The 17705-nt window shown below is 40.5% G+C and carries 16 protein-coding genes; 6 read left to right on the top strand and 10 right to left on the bottom strand.

Translation table 11 applies throughout. From position 1 onward, the window contains the following. Position 1: 1 nt before the first annotated feature. Genes A9G13_RS01825 through nikA form a run of 5 tightly spaced genes read right to left on the bottom strand, consistent with a single transcriptional unit; the run spans position 2 to position 5007 of the window. Entirely contained in the window at positions 2 to 781 is a 780-nt protein-coding gene (locus tag A9G13_RS01825; protein ID WP_065555916.1) for an ABC transporter ATP-binding protein, read from the bottom strand. Further along, complete coding sequence (locus A9G13_RS01820; protein WP_065555915.1) at positions 782 to 1648, bottom strand: ABC transporter ATP-binding protein; 867 nt, start codon at positions 1646 to 1648, stop codon at positions 782 to 784. Beyond that, the gene (opp1C, locus tag A9G13_RS01815) at positions 1641 to 2474 is read right to left on the bottom strand and encodes a nickel/cobalt ABC transporter permease (protein ID WP_065555914.1); all 834 of its coding nucleotides are present in this window, start codon (positions 2472 to 2474) and stop codon (positions 1641 to 1643) included. The genes A9G13_RS01820 and opp1C overlap by 8 nt, the downstream gene beginning before the upstream one ends. Next, a complete protein-coding gene (gene opp1B / locus A9G13_RS01810) occupies positions 2471 to 3415 on the bottom strand; it encodes a nickel/cobalt ABC transporter permease (RefSeq protein ID WP_065555913.1) in 945 nt (314 codons plus the stop codon). Before opp1B ends, opp1C begins: the two co-directional genes overlap by 4 nt. Positions 3416 to 3441: 26 nt before the next feature. Beyond that, entirely contained in the window at positions 3442 to 5007 is a 1566-nt protein-coding gene (gene nikA / locus A9G13_RS01805; protein WP_065555912.1) for a nickel ABC transporter substrate-binding protein, read from the bottom strand. A gap of 309 nt (positions 5008 to 5316) precedes the next feature. Between nikA and A9G13_RS01800 the strand changes: the two genes are divergently transcribed. Both A9G13_RS01800 and A9G13_RS01795 read left to right on the top strand, forming a co-directional pair. Next, positions 5317 to 6648, top strand: a complete 1332-nt coding sequence (locus tag A9G13_RS01800; protein ID WP_065555911.1) for a DEAD/DEAH box helicase — start codon at positions 5317 to 5319, stop codon at positions 6646 to 6648. Between the two features lie 15 nt (positions 6649 to 6663). Continuing rightward, entirely contained in the window at positions 6664 to 7002 is a 339-nt protein-coding gene (locus A9G13_RS01795; RefSeq protein ID WP_141670841.1) for a YggL family protein, read from the top strand. Between the two features lie 66 nt (positions 7003 to 7068). Here the strand turns inward: A9G13_RS01795 and A9G13_RS01790 are convergent, their stop codons facing one another. Beyond that, the gene (locus A9G13_RS01790) at positions 7069 to 8661 is read right to left on the bottom strand and encodes an ABC-F family ATPase (RefSeq protein ID WP_081301123.1); all 1593 of its coding nucleotides are present in this window, start codon (positions 8659 to 8661) and stop codon (positions 7069 to 7071) included. A 293-nt stretch (positions 8662 to 8954) separates the two neighbouring features. On the opposite strand from A9G13_RS01790, the gene A9G13_RS01785 reads away from it, so the two are divergent. After that, entirely contained in the window at positions 8955 to 9827 is an 873-nt protein-coding gene (locus tag A9G13_RS01785) for a carboxylate/amino acid/amine transporter (RefSeq protein ID WP_065555908.1), read from the top strand. Here A9G13_RS01785 and A9G13_RS01780 read toward each other — a convergent pair. Together A9G13_RS01780 and yaaA are read right to left on the bottom strand one after the other, a co-directional pair. Next, positions 9819 to 10784: an AEC family transporter gene (locus tag A9G13_RS01780; RefSeq protein ID WP_065555907.1), complete on the bottom strand. Its 966-nt coding sequence runs from the start codon at positions 10782 to 10784 to the stop codon at positions 9819 to 9821. The genes A9G13_RS01785 and A9G13_RS01780 overlap by 9 nt on opposite strands. Before the next feature lie 19 nt (positions 10785 to 10803). After that, complete coding sequence (yaaA, locus tag A9G13_RS01775) at positions 10804 to 11574, bottom strand: peroxide stress protein YaaA (protein WP_065555906.1); 771 nt, start codon at positions 11572 to 11574, stop codon at positions 10804 to 10806. A gap of 74 nt (positions 11575 to 11648) precedes the next feature. Here yaaA and A9G13_RS01770 point away from each other — a divergent pair, with 74 nt between their 5' ends. Together A9G13_RS01770 and rnz are read left to right on the top strand one after the other, a co-directional pair. Beyond that, positions 11649 to 11876: a YccJ family protein gene (locus tag A9G13_RS01770; RefSeq protein ID WP_065555905.1), complete on the top strand. Its 228-nt coding sequence runs from the start codon at positions 11649 to 11651 to the stop codon at positions 11874 to 11876. Between the two features lie 6 nt (positions 11877 to 11882). Next, positions 11883 to 12800, top strand: a complete 918-nt coding sequence (gene rnz / locus A9G13_RS01765; RefSeq protein ID WP_065555904.1) for a ribonuclease Z — start codon at positions 11883 to 11885, stop codon at positions 12798 to 12800. 39 nt (positions 12801 to 12839) lie between these two features. Here the strand turns inward: rnz and argE are convergent, their stop codons facing one another. Both argE and A9G13_RS01755 read right to left on the bottom strand, forming a co-directional pair. Then, positions 12840 to 14003: an acetylornithine deacetylase gene (argE, locus tag A9G13_RS01760; RefSeq protein ID WP_255307338.1), complete on the bottom strand. Its 1164-nt coding sequence runs from the start codon at positions 14001 to 14003 to the stop codon at positions 12840 to 12842. Positions 14004 to 15296: 1293 nt separating this feature from the next. Then, positions 15297 to 15524: a hypothetical protein gene (locus A9G13_RS01755; RefSeq protein ID WP_065555902.1), complete on the bottom strand. Its 228-nt coding sequence runs from the start codon at positions 15522 to 15524 to the stop codon at positions 15297 to 15299. Between the two features lie 59 nt (positions 15525 to 15583). Here A9G13_RS01755 and A9G13_RS01750 point away from each other — a divergent pair, with 59 nt between their 5' ends. Then, positions 15584 to 17002: a hypothetical protein gene (locus A9G13_RS01750; protein ID WP_065555901.1), complete on the top strand. Its 1419-nt coding sequence runs from the start codon at positions 15584 to 15586 to the stop codon at positions 17000 to 17002. Positions 17003 to 17705: the final 703 nt, after the last annotated feature.

The following is a 17705-nucleotide window of genomic DNA, read 5'->3' as shown; positions in this document are numbered from 1 at the left end:
GCTAAAAACCTAGAATTGATTGCAAAAGTTGCTTTGAATAACTGTTTTGCACCTGCTTAAGTTGCGTAATATCATCAATACTCTCGACGATTGTGCCATGTTGGAAAAATATAACGCGATTACATAAATAGGTGATGGTAGTTAAATCGTGGCTAATAAAAATAGCAGTAAGGTTTAACTGTTTTTGTAACTCAGCTAATAAAGCCAAAATTTGTGTTTGTACCGAAATATCTAAAGAACTTACGGCTTCATCGAATAAGATGAATTTAGGATCACAAGCAATTGCCCGCGCAATGCACACGCGTTGCAATTGGCCACCACTGATTTCATGAGGAAAACGATGATAAAAGCTGTGATCCAAACCAACTTGTTCTAGCAATTGTTCTATGCGTTGTTGGCGATCTTTTTTGGACATGTTAGTGTAAATAGCAATCGGCTCGCCAATAATCTGCGCTACCTTAAAATAAGGATTGACCGAGGCATTATAATCTTGAAATACGGCACTTAATTGCCGTTGTAGTTGTAATTTGCGCCATGTACGGGTTTGCATTTCATGACCATCAAAGTAAATCTTGCCATGGTCGGGCTTCTCTAAACCTAAAATTAGTTTACCCAGTGTACTTTTGCCACTGCCACTTGCACCAATAATACCCAGGCATTCACCTTGCTTTAAACTAAAGGAAACGTTGTTGATGACCGGCGTTTTTTGGCGATTAAATAACCCTTGCTGCGGTTGCCTATAAGCTTTGCTTACATTTTCAAGCTGTAATAACGCAGACATTTAGCAACACTCCCTCGTTGATTTTGACGCTTTAGGGTGAATAATGGCATTAAATTTAGTTAACAGTTGTAAGCGTGCATTGATTAAACGGTGGGTATATTCACTGCTTGCATGGTGAAAAATGTGATCGCGGCTGCCTTGTTCAACAATTGTGCCTTGATGCATGACTAAAATATGATCGGCAATATGATGAATGACCCCTAAATCATGCGAGATAACAATCATAGCTGTTTGTGCTTGTTGTTTAATTTTTTCAAACATTTTTAAAATGTGGTATTGGCTAATTGAATCTAATGCGGTTGTAGGTTCATCGGCAATAATTAACTCTGGTTCCAGCATTAACGCAATACCAATCATTATACGCTGTAACATACCACCACTTAATTGATGCGGATATTTATTAAATATTTGTTTCGGGTCGGTTAATCCTACGTCAGTAATCATATTTAGTGCTTTAGTCATGGCTGCTTTTTTACTGATTGCTTGGTGTGCCATTAAGGTTTCAATAATCTGATCGCCAATGCGATATAAAGGATCAAAGGCATTCATAGGGTGTTGTAAGATCACTGCAATTATTTTGCCACGAATACGGCGTAAGGTTTCCGGGGTTTGTTTAAGCAAATCACCCGATTTAGCTAAGTTAAGTTGGTTTTGCTGGGGTGCAAATAGGACTTGCCCCTGAATCGAAAAGTAGGGCTCTAACAAACCAATAATCGTCTTAATAGTTAGGCTTTTACCACTGCCACTTTCGCCGACTATGCCCAAGCATTGATTATGGGCGACCGTAAACGAAATATCATTAAGTAACACCTTGCCATTATTCAGAGCAACGGTGAGGTTGTTTACTGTGAGCAATGGATTATTCATGTTTTTGCCCCTTTGGGTCAAGAATGTCACGCAAACAATCACCAAGCATATTAAATGCTGCCACTACCACTAATATCGCTATACCAGGGAAGACCATTTGCATAGGGTGTTGCACCATTACATTTTTGGCTTCGCTTAACATTAATCCCCATTCCGCGGTTGGCGCTTGCACGCCAAGACCAATAAAAGAAAGTGCCGAAATATTTAAAATCACCCAACCGGTGTCCAGCGTTGCTAATACAACTAATTCTGACATTACGTTAGGTAATAAATGGTGGCGAATAATAAATGCAGGTGGGGCACCAATCGCACGGGAGAACAGAATATAGTTTTTGCGACTGTATTTAATCACTGAACTACGAATCATGCGGCTATACCAAGCCCATTTCACCACAATATTGGCAATGATCACGTTTTCAATGCCAACCCCCAACATGCCGACAATGGCGAGTATCATCACTTGGCTCGGGAATGACAGCATAATATCGCACAATCGCATTATACATTCATCAAGTTTGCCGCGATGGTAGCCGGAAATTAAGCCTATAAGCGAACCGATCACAATAGTAATAATCATTGTCAGTAAAGATAAAAACACGGTTGCGCGAATGCCATATAATAGCCGTGACAAAATATCGCGACCTAAGTGATCACAGCCTAACCAATGTACGGCCGAAATGCCGGCATATTTATGCATAATGTGGATTTTGTTAGGATCGAACGGGGCAATATAAGGTGCCAAAACCCCCAAAATGATAATTATGGCTATGATGATTAAACAACATAGTGCCGTTTTATTTTTAATAAGTTGTGGTAATAGATTCATGCCATACCACCACTATCACGTAATCTGGGATCGAGCAATTGATGTAACACATCCACAATGAAATTACACACCACAAACAAAATTGCCATAATTAAAATATAGGCTTGAATAACCGGATAATCACGATTCATAATAGCAGCAATACATAAGCGCCCAAGGCCCGGCCAGGAAAAAATATACTCCACCACAAACGAACCGGCAATCAGTTGCGGAATGGTCATGCCGAGTGCAGTAATAGTGGTATGCAATGAATTAACTAAGACATGTTTGAGGATGATTTTCGGCTTGCTTAAACCACGGCAGCGGGCATAAAAAATATAATAGTCGTGCATATTTTCCAGCATATTGTTACGGATAAAACGAATATAGGTGGAAATGTAAACAAATGACAAGGTGATAGTCGGCAAGATTAAATTTTGCCAACTGCCATAGCCACCAGTTGGTAACCAACCGCAGTAATTGGCAAAGAACCAAATTAGTAATAACCCTAACCAATAGCTAGGCATGGCAGTGCCTAAAAAAATAATAATACGTAAGCCATGGTCAAACACGGAGTTGGCAAAAATAGCTGCTAACACTCCAAGCACTAAACTGATGCTTAAGGTAAATACAAACGCTGATAAAGCCAAAATTAAGGTAGGTTTTAATGAGCGGATCATTTCATCCCAAACTAGCCGATCCCGATAAACAAATGATCGCCCAAAATCAAGATGCAAAACGTTATACAGCCAGCTGAAATAACGGTTCCAAAAAGGTTGGTTTAAACCAAGTTCTTGGCGCATACTCTCAATGGCGTCGGCTGTTGGCATGATGTCATTTAAACGCAACGCAACTTCAGCCGGATCAGAAGGGGCTAAATTAATCAATATGAAAGCGATAAAGGTGATACCAATTAAAATCGGGATCATCATGAGTAAGCGTTTAATTATATAATTGAGCATCAGTAATAATTTATAAAATAAGTAATTTAATAGTGCATTTTTGTAAATGGAATATCAAATTGTGATGGTGCAAATTCAATCCCTTGTAATGATTTAATCGCAATAGCGCGATTACGTTCATAAGTTAACGGAATATACACTGCTTCATTATGCAATGTTTCCAGCACATAAGCATAAAGTTGTTGCCGCGTTTTATCGTCAGTAGCAATAAGCGCTTTGCTAATACTAGCATCAATCTGCGCTTTCTCCGCCAGCCCTTGTTGAGCCATATAATCACCATGCACCGGTAACTTCATTGACGCTAAGAATGATTGCGGATCGTACGGCATGCCCCATGAAATATCAAACACCATATCAAAGTCACCAATTTTTAGTCGATCACTATAACCTTGTTCTTCTTCACCATGAATATTCAATTTTAAACCAACTTGGGCAAATTCATCTTGCATGTATTGGGCAATAGTTTTTTGTGAAGTGGCATTACTATTGTAATACAGGGTGATCTCGAAAGGTTTACCATCTTGATAACGATAATCTTGTCCGGCTACTTTGATCCATCCGGCAGCATCAAGAAGTTGCGATGCTAATTTGGGGTCATATTGATAGGGTTTTAAGCCAATATTAGCATAAGGAATATTGGTTGCCATTAAAGTGTCCGCTGGCGCTTCACTACCGTTAAAAATGCCAGTAGAAATATCATTTTTATTGATGATATGTTCAAGAGCACGGCGCACATTGGCATCTTTTAATATTGCGCGGGTAGTGTTTAGTAATACCATCCGGCTAGAAACCGGTTTGGATATTAAGGTTTGAAAGTTATCCATATGTGAAAAGCGCTCAAAGGAATCAGCATCCACCATATTTTGGCCATAAATCAAATCAATTTCACCGTTTTCCAACGCTAGCAAACGGCTTTGATTGTCGGCAATCACTTTCATGGTAATGGTTTTAATTGGTGGTTTTGAGCCCCAATAAGTCGGATTTTGGTTAAAAACCGCATACTGATCTTTTTTATGATCGCCTAAAACATAAGGGCCGGTGCCAATATAAGATTTAACGCCATCTTTAGTGGTACCATTTATCATTGAATTAGGTGAGATAAACCGCATTGGCCGGGTAACGGCAATTTCAATTAAAAATGGATAATAAGGCTCAGAAAGATTAACTTGCAGAGTATAGTCATCCACAGCTTTAACTTCGGTAATTAAGCGCACCATTTCTAGCCAAGTGTGGCGGACTTTATTGGCTAATACGGCATCCCAATTTAATTTGGCACTATGGGCATCAAACTTAGCGCCGTCGCTAAAGGTAACATCTTGCCTGAGTTTAAAAGTATAGGTTTTGCTGTCATTAGAGATGCTCCAACTTTCCGCCAACCAAGGTGAAAAACTACCATCTTCATTATAATGCACCAGTGATTCAAACAGCATATTTTGCGCCCACATTTCGCCGGAATAAAGATGGGGGTTTAAATCACGAATATCACGGAAGTTAGCAAAGGTAAGATCATCTTTTGCTAAGCAGTTCAGACTAAATAAGGATAGCATTAAAATAATGAGGTATTTTTTTAGGCGACTAAAATTTAGATACATACTCAATCCCTATGTTAGTGTTTTAAAGGGAGAAATATTAACATAACTTGAAATGATAATAGATGCCATTATCATGTCTAACATCAAGAAATATAATGAAAATCATGGTGTTTAGCTTAGCACTATTTATTTATGAAAACAATTTTTCACCATTTAATGCTGACTGTTAATGGGTGATTTAATAACACCTTTAGCAGTGGGTAAGTAACTTTCGTTCAGCAAATATTGAAATAACCAGAAAAAAATAGCGAATTGCTTTATAATACTAACGAATTATTCATTCATTTTTTTTTTATTTAGGAACATTGCATGTCATTCGACTCTCTTGGCTTAGACGCTAAGATTTTACAAGCTATTCAAGAACAAAACTATACACAACCAACCCCCATTCAACAACAAGCCATTCCTGTTATTTTATCCGGTAAAGATTTAATGGCCAGTGCCCAAACTGGCACCGGTAAAACCGCCGGCTTTGGTTTGCCAATTTTGCAACAATTGTTGGATCAACAAGCCAATGTCAGTAATAAACCTGAAGCTAAAAAGGGTAAACGGCCATTATATGCGCTGATTTTAGCCCCAACTCGGGAACTGGCGGCACAAATAGGTGACAATATTCGCGATTATAGTCGCTATTTGCCAATTCGTTCATTGGTGGTGTTTGGTGGCGTTAGTATTAATCCACAAATGATGAAGTTACGGGGTGGGGTGGACATCTTAATTGCTACGCCGGGGCGGTTATTGGATTTAGTGCAACAAAATGCTGTTGATTTAGCTACCGTTAAAGTGTTAGTGCTGGATGAAGCCGATCGTATGTTAGATATGGGCTTTATTCATGATATTCGCCGCGTGATTGCCAAGTTACCTAAAAAACGCCAAAACCTGATGTTTTCGGCCACTTTTTCGAATGACATTAAAGTGTTAGCCAAATCTATTTTATATGATCCACAGTCCATTGCGGTGGCTAAAACTAACAGTGCCTCCGAGCAGATCACCCAATATGTCCATCGAGTCGATAAACGCCGTAAACGCGAACTGCTGTCTTACTTAATTGGCAAAAATCAATGGCAACAAGTGTTGATCTTTACCCGCACTAAATATGGTGCTAACCACTTAGCCGAGCAATTAACTAAAGATGGCATTAAAGCTGCAGCGATCCACGGCAATAAAAGCCAAGGTGCGCGCACCAAAGCCTTAGCCGATTTTAAAAGTGGCCAAATTCGCGCTTTAGTAGCCACCGATATTGCCGCGCGGGGTTTGGATATTGAATTATTACCTTATGTGGTTAACTATGAACTGCCACAAGTGGCCGAGGATTATGTGCACCGCATTGGTCGCACCGGGCGGGCACAAAACCAAGGGCAGGCCATCTCGTTAGTTTGTATTGATGAGTTGCCACAACTGAAAGCCATTGAAAAATTAATTAAAATGCCGATCCCGGAATTAACTACTCCAGGCTTTGCCGTTGATCCAACTATTAAAGCTGAACCGGCAAAAAAAACGCCACCGCGCCGGGCAGCAAATAAATCGCGGTCAGCCAATAATCGCTCTGCATCAACAAATAAAAGTAATGGCAAAGCAAATAGTGGTAAACTAGCTAACAGGCAGGCTACTTCGAAACATAAATCAAGTTATACTCAATAAAGAAAAGGAACGCAAATTATGGTAAATCGCAGTCGACGTTTACGTAAAAAATTACATATCGATGAATTCAAAGAATTAGGCTTCACCATTAATTGGTCATTTGCCGAAGGTACTGATGAAGCAACTTTGGACAAAGTTGTCGATCAGTTTATCCATGAAGTCATTGAAGCGAATGGTTTAGCTTATGAAGGCAGTGGTTATTTAAATTGGCAAGGTATTGTTTGCACCCAAAAACTAGGTAATTGTACCGAAGAACATCGCACTTTGGTGACTAGTTGGCTAGAAAGCCATGGGTTAACCAATGTTCAAGCGAGTCCACTTATCGATATTTGGTGGGATGAATTGGATTTCTAATATTGCCAATAATCAGCACATAAAAAGATAGCCACTTATGTGGCTATTTTTATGGCAAAGTAATCGTTATTCGATGCCTTGGCTACGCAAATAATCCTCATAATTACCGGTATAGTCGATCACTTTGTCTGGGGTGATTTCAATAATTCGGGTTGCCAGTGAACTCACAAATTCGCGGTCATGGGACACGAAGAATAATGTACCTTGATAAAGTTCTAAGGCGGTATTCAGGGATTCGATCGATTCCATATCTAAATGATTGGTGGGTTCGTCCATCACAATAATATTAGGGCGTTGCATCATCAATTTACCAAATAACATCCGGCCTTTTTCGCCACCGGAAAGCACTTTTACTTGTTTTTTGATATCGTCTTGTGAAAACAATAATCGCCCTAAAATACTGCGCACTGATTGCTCATCATCAGTTGGTTGCTTCCACTGGCTCATCCAGTCAAATACGCTTAGATCTTCAGCAAATTCATATTCATGATCTTGAGCATAATAACCAATATTGGCATTTTCCGACCATTTTATGTCACCTTGTTCTGGTGTGAGTTCGCCCATTAAGGTTTTTAACAAGGTAGTTTTACCAATACCATTGGTACCTAAAATTGCCACTTTTTCGCCGACTTCAACCATTAAATTAAGATCATTAAACAGTGGTCCATTATCAAATCCTTTAGTCAGATTTTCGACAACTAGGGCATTACGGAATAACTTCTTGTCTTGCTCAAAGCGAATAAATGGATTTTGTCGGCTCGAGGCTTTGACTTCCTCCAGTTTGATTTTTTCAATTTGGCGAGCGCGCGAGGTAGCTTGTTTAGATTTAGAGGCATTAGCACTAAAACGGCTGACAAATGATTGTAGTTCGCTGATTTGGGCTTTTTTCTTAGCATTATCGGCAAGTAAGCGTTCTCTGGCTTGGGTCGAAGCGGTCATATAATCATCATAATTACCCGGATAAATCCTTAATTCACCATAATCCATATCGGCCATATGGGTGCAAACCATGTTTAAAAAATGGCGATCATGCGAGATGATGATCATAGTGCTCTCGCGTTCGTTTAAGGTGTTTTCTAACCAACGAATAGTGTCAATATCTAAGTTATTGGTCGGTTCGTCTAACAGTAAAATATCCGGATTGGAAAACAGGGCTTGCGCTAATAATACCCGTAATTTCCAACCGGGGGCGATTTCGCTCATTAGCCCATAATGTTGTTCGGTCGGAATGCCTACGCCTAATAATAGTTCGCCGGCTCGGGCTTCGGCACTGTAGCCATCCATTTCTGCATATTGAGTTTCTAAGTCGGCCACTTTAAAGCCATCTTCTTCGCTCATTTCCGCTAATGCATAAATGCGATCGCGCTCTTGTTTAATTTGCCACAATTGTGTGTGCCCCATAATCACCGTATCCAGCACGCTATATTGTTCAAAGGCAAACTGATCTTGGCGTAATTTACCCAAGCGTTCATGCGGATCTAAACTCACATTGCCGGATGTGGGTACTAAATCGCCACCAATTATCTTCATAAAGGTGGATTTACCACTACCATTGGCACCAATTAAGCCATAACGATTGCCATTACCAAATTTAACGGAAATATTTTCAAATAAAGGCTTGCTGCCAAATTGCATAGTGATGTTATTTGTTGTTAACACAAAAATGTACTCTCTAATTTAAAGTTAGCTTTACTCACAAGCTGAGTAAAGCCACGGAATTAAAATTTGGCGCACATTATGCCATAATTCATAAAGCTTGAGGATTTTTGTTTAGTCAGTTTTTATACTGAGTTTTTATACTGAAACGTATAGTTCTCAGGAAACATCTTGACAATAGTCAACCTTTATTTTTTACTTGTGTTTACAATAAAGCTGCTAATTGGTACCATCTGCAATCTTGAAATAACCAACTATTATTTGTAACGATTATTTTTAACAACTATTAATAACCTATGTTTTATCTTATTTTAGTGACCATTGTGTGGTCGTTTTCATTTAGTTTTATCGCTGTATATTTAAGTGGCCAGGTGGATACTTGGTTTGCGGTGGTTATGCGGGTGCTTTTGGCCTTTCTCACCTTTGTGCCGTTTTTACGTTTGAAACAGTTCCAAGCAAAACCCATGTTATTGTTGATGGGAGTAGGGGCTTGTCAGTTAGGTATTATGTACTTTTTTTACTATAATTCCTTTCAATATATCTCGGTTCCCGAGGTGCTGTTATTTACCATCACCACGCCTATTTATGTGACGGTTATTTATGATTTGTTACAATGTCACCCATTAAGACTCAGTTACCTTTTCACTGCTGTGATTGCGGTGATCGGGGCTGCGATTATTCGTTACGATCATATCAGTACCGAATTCATGATTGGCTTTTTATTGATTCAAGGTGCCAATATGGTATTTGCCTTGGGGCAAGTCGGTTATAAACGCATTATGGAATTGTACCCGCTACCGCAACATCAGGCTTTTGCCTGGGTTTATTTAGGCGCAGTGATAGTTGCTGCTATTGGTTGGCTGTTATTTGGTAATCCACAAAAATTACCGACCACCAATGTGCAATGGTTAATTATTGTGTGGCTAGGAGTTGTCGCTTCCGGTTTGTGTTATTTTTTATGGAATTATGGCGCCACCAAAGTCGATTCCGGCACCTTGGCAATTATGAATAATGTGGTTATTCCCACCGGGATTTTAGTGAATGTGGTGTTTTGGCACCAATCTATTGATTGGCCGCGGTTTTTGTTAGGTAGCGCGGTGATTGTTGGCGCTTTAATGCTGCATTACCACTTTAAACGCCGCCGATTAACTCAATCACAATCAAGCTAGAGTAAACGGTAACTGCATCATAATCGATAAAATCAATGGGGTAGTGATCGAAGACAATGCTGTTGAGATCAGTAAACTCGACGCAATCGGCCCTTGTAACACCTCAAACTGCCTTGCCATCATGTAACAATTGATGGCAATGGAAACCGAACTTAATACCACCATCACTTGTAATTCTAACAACGGCAAACCTAACAACTTGCCTAAAATATAAGTCACCATTGGCAAAATAAACAATTTTAATAGGCAAATTGCCGCGGTGATCACTAAATCGTCGCGGATTTTGTATTCAGCCAGCCCCATCCCTAGCACAATTAACGATAACGGCGCTGTCATATCACTGACCATTTTGGTTGATTGATTAATAAATGTAGGTAATGGCAAGCCACTATAATTAACTAACATGCCGGCAAAAATACCAATAATAATCGGGTTTTTAGACACATTTTTAAGTGCTTTCGAGACACTCCGGAATGACAGTTTACCAATTTGCACAAATTCGATGGACACACTGGCCAGCGTCCATAAAATCAAGGCATTAAAGATCACAATAATCGCCACAATCGGAATGGCATTATCGCCTATTAACATTTTGATAATGGGGATCCCCACAAACACGGTATTCGTGTAAATACCGCCCATGGCAAATAGAGTACTTTCGGAACCATTTAATTTAAATATTTTGCTAGCAATCACACAACCAATAGCGAAGACAATAAAACTACTGCCAAAAAATACGATTAATAGCGTAATGTCGATATGTGAATGTTCAGAAAAGTGACTCATAATCTGAAATAGCATAATCGGGAAGGCAATATAAAAGGTAAATTTGGTTAAGCTGTCAGTAATGGTTTTTTGCCAGCGGCCAACTTTAATGGCTAAATAACCTAATAATATTAAAATAAATAAAGGCAGTGTAGCTAAAAACTGTAACCATAATGTTGAAATAAATTCCATATTAAATACTACTTTTAGGTTAGTGATTGCGTAAGAAGAACCATTCTAATTCAGTCGAACGTTGTTGATCAAATTGATAGCCTTCCAAATTAAAACTTTTAATATCGTTACTCTTATTAATGCTATTTTTTATAATGAAACGGCTCATAAGTCCACGGGCTTTTTTAGCATAAAAACTAATGACTTTGTATTCACCTTTACTGTTATCTAAAAAGATGGGTTGGATAATTTTAGCTTGTAATAGTTTGGGTTTAATTGCCTTAAAATACTCATTGGAGGCTAAATTAATCAAAGTCGCATCACTGGATTGGCGCAGTTCACTATTGAGGTATTCAGTCAGTTGATCACCCCAAAATTGATATAAATTGGTATTGTTACCATTTTTCAGGCGGATGCCCATTTCTAAGCGGTAAGGTTGAATTAAGTCCAGCGGCCTTAAAACGCCATATAAACCGGACAAAATCCGTAAATGCGCCTGGGCAAATTTTAAATCACTAGCACTAAAATCTTCAACATGCAGACCTGCGTAAACATCACCTTTAAAGGCTAAAATTGCTTGTCTGGCATTGCTTAGGTTAAAATCGGCATGCCAATTTTGGAAGCGTTGATAATTAACTTCTGCTAATTTGGGACTAATAGCCATTAATTTAGCTAAATCGTTAGCACTTAATTTTTGGCAATCTTTAATCAGCTGTTTAGTAGTATTAATAAATTGTGGCAAAGTATGTTGTTGGGTGATGAGTGGGCTTTGATAATCGAGCGTTTTTGCCGGAGAAATAATCGTTAACATAAACTTGCTGACCTATTGATATTTATATAAATTGGGTTTATTTTACACTAATCTTATAAAAAAGGAGCAATAAAATGAATCCAACCAAAAAAGATATCCATGAAATTCGTGCTTGGGCAAATGTCCGTGAAACCTCTATCGAAATTGCTGAAGCTATTTTCGAAGTCGCCAACCACGACGAAGAATTAGCTGAACAAATTTGGCAAGAAGGCAGTGATGAAGTCTTAAAACGTGCTTTCGCCAAAACTAAAGCCAACAAATTATTTTGGGGTGAACAAACCGTCGAGCGTAAAAACGTCTAGCTTGACATGAATCTTACTTTTCTTGGTACCAGCGCCGGTTGTCCAACCGCAGAACGTAATGTTAGTGCAATTATTTTAGATCTTGTTCAAGAACGCGGGCATTTGTGGTTGTTTGATTGTGGTGAAGCCACACAAATGCAAATGCAAAAAGCCAAATTTAGTCTGGCTAAACTTGAATTGATCTGCTTAACTCATTTACATGGCGATCATCTGTTTGGGCTACCCGGCGTGTTAACTACTCGATCATTAATGCAAAACCAATCACCGTTAACTTTAATTGCCCCCAAAGGTATTAAACAGTTTATCGAAACTGTGACTAATATTAGTTATTCGTGGTTGACTTATTCGCTGAATATTATTGAGCTTGAACAAGATGGCGTGGTATTTGCAGATGAGCGATTTTGTATTGAAGCCAAACAGTTACAGCACCGCGTTCCTTGCTTTGGCTATCGGATCATTGAAAAAGATCGTCCTGCCAGTCTGAATATGGCTAAATTAAAACAAGATAATATTAATATTGGCCCATTGTATGCCCAGCTTAAGCAAGGTAAAACCGTGACTCTTGATGATGGGCGCGTCATTAATGGCAATGATTATTTAGGAAGTGTAAAATCCGGGCGCAAGTTAGCTATTTTAGGGGATACTATTCCTTGCCCGGCATCGATTGCTTTGGCTAAAAATGTCGATGTCATGGTGCACGAAGCCACTCAAGAACATGCTCTAGAAGCTAAAGCCAGTGATCGCGGTCATTCTACCACAGTACAAGCCGCCACCATTGCCAAACAGGCGCATGCTAAACGGCTGATTATTACCCACATCAGCCCTAGGTATAGCTTAAAAGATAGCACTAGATTAGTTAATGAAGCGAAAACTGTATTTACTAATACTGAAATTGCCTGTGACTTAGCTAAATTCGAACTATAACCGCTATACGCCGACTAAGTCGGCGCATGAGTTTCTCGATTATAAACAAAAATCTTTAATCAAGCGTTCAATAGTCACTTTAGTTGGTTTTAAAAAGTCCATCGAGATAAATTCATCCGGTTGATGTGCTTGTTCAATAGAACCCGGCCCTAATACAATGGTTGGCGCTATTTGATTTAAATAAGGGGCTTCAGTACTGTAATTTACAGTTTGGGCAGTGTGACCAACTAGCTTTTCAATATGCTGCAATGCCGGATGATCTTTTTTGCATTCATAGCCCGGGATTGGTGCCACTTCATATTCTATAGCAATACGATTAGGGTACTTATCCATGACCGGTTGTAACGCTTCACACAGGGCATTATACAGTGAATCTACATCATTATCCGGCAATACACGAATATCGATTACCAATTCACAACATCCACAAATTCGATTGGCCGCATCGCCACCGTGGATCACACCCAAATTCAAAGTCGGGTAGGGAACGGTAAAACCATCGTTATGGTATTGTTCTTTAAATTTGTGTTTGAGTTTTAATAAACGTTCAATAACTAAATGCATAATTTCAATTGCATTAATGCCTTTATCAGGATCGCTAGAATGGCCTGATTTACCAATGACTTTAATCGAATTGGCTAAAAAGCCTTTATGAGCACGAATAGGAATTAATGATGTTGGCTCACCAATAATGGTGCAATCGGGTTGCAGTTGTGTTTGTTTAGCAAAAAATGACGCCCCCGCCATTGAGGTTTCTTCATCTGCGGTGGCCAGTACATAAATTGGTTTCGTGAGTGTTTTCAGGTCAATATCCCGCAAGGCATCTAAAATAAAAGCAAAAAAGCCTTTCATATCCGCAGTACCAAGGCCATATAATTTGTTATTTTCTTCGGTTAATTTAAACGGATCTTTAGTCCACTGGCCATCATCAAAAGGAACGGTATCACTATGGCCACTCAGTAATAACCCACCTTGAGTTTTATTTTGGCTATTGGAATAGGTAGCAAGCAGATTAAATTTGTGGCGGGTATTTGGCACCGGTTGAATGTCCACCGTAAAACCTAAATCAGTGAACCAAGTCGCTAATTTGTCAATAAGCGGTTTGTTGGAATAATCTAATTTTTCATTGGTGACATTGCTGATAGTTGGAGTAGAAATAAGTTCATTATAGAGAGTCAAAAACGAAGGAAGCGTCATAAAAATCACCTTTATAAAATAGCTTAACTTAACATAAGTTCAATAACCGAATTATAAGCATAGCACTTAGCTGTGCGTTTGCCTATGATTTCGCATATGTTTTTATTTTAAAGGAGGTTATACAGCGGCCTATAAGTGACATTGTCACATAATTAATTATTGGATTGTTGGTACGATTAGACCGTTTGTTAAGATGTTTCCTGAGAGGGGTATGTTTGAGTATAAAAACTCAGCCAATTATTAGTTATAATTAAGATTTCGTGAGGTTGCGGACGGTATTGGCAAAGGTGTTCTTAATAATTCACTGAGCCACGTCCGCGTTAAGAGGGATTGGTGTGAATCCCTCTTAACAATCTCCCCACACCCCGCGGGAAGTAGTGGTCACTGCGTGACTGCCCTCGCTCGCTAATTGGCACTTAACGAACCGCCGCGTATCGCACATCCCTGTGCGCCCACGGCTCACCCGGCTTCCTGCCGGCTGTTCTATGCCAATTACTTCCCTCGGCACCACTTAAGCGAGGGAATAAAAACCGACAGCATTCTGCAATAGGTTAGGGTATTAAGTCATTTAGATAATGGGTTTTAGGTGTTCAATTGGCCGTTAGATGGTGCCGACAACTGAGTGCGGTTAGCACGGCAAACATGGAGGTTTGCCGAGGGAGTGCTTTGTAGGACTGGTCACGCTGCCGCTTAGGCGTTAAGAGGGATTGGTGTGAATCCCTCTTAACAATCTCCACACACCCCCGCGGGAAGTAAAAACCAATTAATTTCATAATAGTCTTGTTGTTAAGGTGTTAAATAGGCCGTTGGATGGTGCCGACAACTGAGGGCGGTTAGCACGGCAAACAGGGAAGTTTGCCGAGGGAGTGCTTTGTAGGAACAAATCACGACCGGTGCGTTAAGACCAAGCGAAGGCGGAGGGTAGTCGTAGACCACCATCTGCAGGCCCGCGTTTGGGTTGTAAGGGAATTTTCGCGTTAAAATTCCCTTACTCGAGCGTTAACTCCGCAATTAAAATAATCACCTAACTATAAAACGCTCGAAACCTAACGAATATAATTAGTAAAAACCAACAACACCCGTTAAGATGTTTCCTGAGAGGTATACGTTTGCGTATAAAACTCAGCCCAAAAACGAGCTCAAAAATAAAGCAAATCCCTTCATCTTTACTATTCTTTACAAATAAACTTAACAAAATAGTAGTTAAATTTTATCAAGGCGTTATACTTTTAACACAGAGTTGTCCGGGAGGTTAATTTCCGCGCACTCGAATGGAAAAAGTGTAAATAAAACATAAAATTACTTGACGGAATCTTCATCATGCCTTATACTGGAAGACACAAGACACAAGACACAAGCACTGGCAGCTTTACGTCCAAAATCTATCTCAACACACTGTAGTTGACTCATTTCACCGAAGTGATAATTTAGTCCGCGATTTAGTACCGCACCGTCGGCAACCCAACTACCCCAATCAGCAGCTAAAATCATTAACACCATTACCGCTAAATCGGCAGTTACCACCATTATTATCAATTAAGCGCCCGCTGCACTTAGGTCTTAGCTTAAAGCGTGGTTTAGCCTTAATGCCGTTGTTATTATTGCCGTATGCTACTACTACCCAAGCATTGTCCGCTACTACTGCCCAGGTAATCCATGGTAGTCAGCCATATTTAACCTTTGATAATGGGGTAACTAGGGTTACTACTACGGAGGGTCTGTTAGGTATTAAACTTTCCAACGGTGCTCGCTTCACTCCGGCAACCAATACCTCAACTGCAAGTAACCCTATAGTACTTCCCGAGGCCAATCAGAGTTTCGCCGATATTGATATGCTGGTGCCTACCAATACCAATTCCATTGCTTTAAGCGCTCTAATTGGTGCCCCGTATAATTATTGGGGCGATGATGATGGTGATGGTCAGGGTACTAATGGTGTTACCGCTAGCGGTAATTTAAGCGTGAGCATTACCGATAAAAATGGACAAGCAGTCAGTCGTGATACTGTATTAAGCCTTTGTGATAAAGCGCCTTATAAAGTGGTATTAACTAGTACAGCGGGTAGTTTAACCACCCAGTATGGGTTGCCTAATAGCAGTAGTTTCAGCGGTGGTACTGCCACCTATTATATTAGTCCTAAAGCAGGGCCTACAATCTGTTACGCCCGGCCGAATCTGCAATATGGCTCAGAGGTATCAGGAAATAACTACGCCGGCCCCGCCACTATCTGGAACAGAACTAAAGGCTTCCTGGTGCAGTCAACTACACCATCAGGTTACAGTCGTAACTTCCCGACTACCGGAGCCAATAATCTGTATTTTGATTTATTGGTAGGCGGTATTGATGCTTCAACTTTAACTTGGCCAACTGTCACTCAGGGAGGTATTACAGCCACTATGACCGTTAATCCGCCGCGAGATTTATGTAGTTATTATTCCGACCCTTGTGTTAACCCTGATGGAGCCTCTTCGGTGCGCGTCACCCTCACCGGTCCGTTTGCAACATTATACCAATGGAATCCAGCCACACCGGGTAGTATTGCTAGCCCCAGCTTGCCACAGACATTCGTGTTAGTCGGTAAAGATAGTAGTAATAACGAGGTAGTAAGATATGGCTTTGTATTAAAGCAGTGGTTCATCACCCGCGGAACTAAAATAGATACTGCTACTAACCAATCATCATGGTGTACCAAGTCAGGGAGTGGTTATCATCTGCCCCAGGTCAAAGACTTAACTAACGCGGTGTGTTCGGGAACTAGTTCAGGCTCTTGGTGCCAAGGAGTAGTGGGCGCCACGCCGTCATCAAATTTTAATGGTTACCAACGTAATATTGGTGCGGGTTTGTTCACCGAATGGGGCCGCATGGACGGTTATACCTTCGTCCACAACTACTACTGGACAAGCGACAGCTACGGTTCGAACCAGTTCAAAGTCCACTCGACCAGCGGCTACGTTGTCAGCAGCGACCCCAGCGCCAGCGCCTACGGGGTTTGCGCCTATCCTTAGTCCTTAGTTCTTAGTCCTTAAGTCACGGGTGTTTAATAAGGAATAATAAAGTTTAAGTAATAAAAGGACGGTTGCTGCGGCAGAGGCAACCCGAGCCGCTTTTTCGTTAACAGGGATTGATGTGAATCCCTCTTAACAATCTCCCCACACCCCGCGGGAAGTAGTGGTCACTGCGTGACTACCCTCGCTCGCTAATTGGCACTTAACGAACCGCCGCGTATCGCACCTCCCTGTGCGCCCACGGCTCATCCGGCTTCCTGCCGGCTGTTCTATGCCAATTACTTCCCTCGGCACCACTTAAGCGGGGAATTAAAACCGACAGCATTCTGCAATAGGTTAGGGTATTAAGTCATTTAGATAATAGGTTTTTAGGTGTTAAATTGGCCGTTAGATGGTGCCGACAACTGAGGGCGGTTAGCACGGCAAACAGGGAGGTTTGCCGAGGGAGTGCTTTGTAGGAACAAATCACGACCGGTGCGTTAAGACCAAGCGAAGGCGGAGGGTAGTCGCAGACCACCATCTGCAGGCCCGCGTTTGGGTTGTAAGGGAATTTTCGCGTTAAAATTCCCTTACTCGAGCGTTAACTCCGCAATTAAAATAATCACCAAATCGTAAAACGCTCGAAACCTAACGAATATAATTAGTAAAACCCAACACACCCGTTAAGATGTTTCCTGAGAGGTATACGTTTCAGTATAAAAAC

The sequence above is a fragment of the Gilliamella sp. wkB178 genome (genome assembly GCF_001690705.1).
Classification (GTDB): Bacteria; Pseudomonadota; Gammaproteobacteria; order Enterobacterales; family Orbaceae; genus Gilliamella; species Gilliamella apicola_K.
Note: the sequence above shows the minus strand (reverse complement) of the source record. Positions and strands in the feature narration are given on the sequence as shown.